At 53.3% G+C, this 2,244-nt stretch carries 3 protein-coding genes; all 3 read left to right on the top strand.

Features of this window, described 5'->3' with window-relative positions:
- Positions 1-17 precede the first annotated feature (17 nt).
- Entirely contained in the window at positions 18-857 is an 840-nt protein-coding gene (ftsQ, locus tag FT726_RS26840) for a cell division protein FtsQ (protein WP_160833545.1), read from the top strand.
- Positions 854-2,110 (top strand): cell division protein FtsA, encoded by a 1,257-nt coding sequence (ftsA, locus tag FT726_RS26835; RefSeq protein ID WP_013507861.1) that lies wholly within the window; start codon positions 854-856, stop codon positions 2,108-2,110. Before ftsQ ends, ftsA begins: the two co-directional genes overlap by 4 nt.
- Positions 2,111-2,181: 71 nt before the next feature.
- A partial coding sequence (locus FT726_RS26830) for a hypothetical protein (protein ID WP_346303799.1) occupies positions 2,182-2,244 on the top strand: 63 nt, incomplete at its 3' end.

Raw genomic sequence — 2,244 nt, 5'->3', positions numbered from 1 at the left:
GGAACTGGCTGACTGATATGTCTCAGGCGGCGATACGTGTACGAAATCGCGAACCCCAGGAGCGTGCGCGCACCGGGCGTAGCAACGGTGCCCGACTGTTTGGCGTCGTATTCCTGCTGATGGTGTTGGGCATCATGGCTGCCGGTGGGCTGGTGGTGCTGAAGTGGATGAATGATGCGTCGCGTTTACCGCTGTCGAAGCTGGTGGTGACCGGGGAAACGCATTACACCACGCATGATGACATTCGCCAGGCCATTTTGTCGCTCGGTGCACCTGGCACGTTTATGTCGCAAAACGTGGACATCATCCAGCAACAGATTGAGCGTTTACCCTGGATTAAACAGGTCAGTGTGCGTAAGCAGTGGCCTGATGAGCTGAAGATTAACCTGGTGGAGTATGTTCCGGTGGCACGCTGGAATGACTCACACATGGTAGACGCCGATGGCGTCTCCTTCAGCGTCCCGGCCAGTCATATCGGTAAAGAAACATTGCCGATGTTATATGGCCCGGAAGGCAGTGAAACAGAGGTGTTGGCGGGCTATCACACCATGAGTGATGTGCTCAAAGCCGGCAAGTTTACCCTGAAGGTCGCGTCGATGACGGCGCGGCGCTCATGGCAGTTAGTGACCAGCGACGATGTGCGCATCGAACTGGGACGCAGCGACACCATGAAGCGTCTGAACCGTTTTATTGAGCTCTATCCGGAGCTGCTGCAGCAGGGCCAGAGTCAGAACAAGCGCATTACCTATGTCGATTTGCGCTACGACTCCGGTGCCGCAGTAGGCTGGGCAGCGGCCCCGCTGGAGCCACAGGACAGTAATCAGCAACAAAACCAGGCACAGGCTAAACCACAATGATCAAGGCAACGGACAGAAAACTGGTAGTAGGACTTGAAATCGGCACCGCAAAGGTTGCCGCCCTGGTTGGGGAAATTCTGCCTGATGGTATGGTCAACATTATTGGGGTGGGTAGCTGCCCGTCTCGCGGTATGGATAAAGGCGGCGTAAATGACCTTGAGTCGGTGGTGAAATGCGTTCAACGCGCCATCGACCAGGCTGAACTGATGGCTGATTGCCAGATTTCGTCGGTTTACCTTGCTTTATCGGGCAAACATATCAGTTGTCAGAACGAAATCGGGATGGTTCCGATTTCGGAAGAGGAAGTGACTCAGGATGATGTAGAGAACGTGGTACATACGGCGAAATCCGTACGCGTACGCGATGAACATCGTATCCTGCATGTTATTCCTCAGGAATATGCCATTGATTATCAGGAAGGCATCAAGAATCCGGTGGGACTTTCCGGCGTGCGTATGCAGGCGAAAGTGCACTTGATCACCTGCCACAATGATATGGCGAAAAATATTGTTAAAGCCGTTGAACGTTGCGGCCTGAAAGTTGACCAACTGATTTTTGCCGGACTGGCATCCAGTTTCTCGGTTCTGACTGAAGATGAACGTGAGCTGGGCGTCTGTGTTGTTGACATCGGTGGCGGTACAATGGATATCGCGGTTTACACCGGCGGCGCACTGCGTCACACCAAAGTGATCCCTTATGCAGGGAATGTGGTGACCAGTGATATCGCCTATGCCTTCGGCACACCGCCAACCGATGCGGAAGCGATCAAAGTACGCCATGGTTGTGCGCTGGGTTCGATTGTTGGCAAAGATGAAAACGTCGAAGTGCCGAGCGTCGGTGGGCGTCCACCGCGCAGTCTGCAACGCCAAACGCTGGCAGAAGTGATTGAGCCGCGTTACACCGAATTGCTGAATCTGGTGAATGACGAGATTCTGCAACTGCAGGAGCAACTGCGCCAGCAGGGCGTGAAACACCACCTGGCAGCAGGCATCGTACTGACCGGTGGCGCAGCACAGATTGAAGGTTTGGCCGCTTGCGCACAGCGTGTATTTCATACGCAGGTGCGTATTGGTCAGCCACTTAACATCACCGGCCTGACGGATTATGCGCAGGAGCCGTATTACTCAACTGCAGTCGGTCTGCTGCATTACGGCAAAGAGTCACACATGAACGGTGATGCAGAAACGGAAAAACGTGCTTCAGTGGGCAACTGGTTTAAACGTATCAATAGCTGGCTGAAGAAAGAGTTTTAATTTTTGAAAAAGGAGATCATGCAGGCAATGTTTATGATCTCCAGGCGACAGGCACATAACGGAGAGAAATCATGTTTGAACCTATGGAATTAACCAATGACGCGGTGATTAAAGTCATCGGCGTCGGCGGTGGC

The organism is Pantoea sp. Morm, assembly GCF_016643525.1.
In the GTDB taxonomy this organism is placed as follows: domain Bacteria; phylum Pseudomonadota; class Gammaproteobacteria; order Enterobacterales; family Enterobacteriaceae; genus Pantoea; species Pantoea dispersa.
Note: the sequence above shows the minus strand (reverse complement) of the source record. Positions and strands in the feature narration are given on the sequence as shown.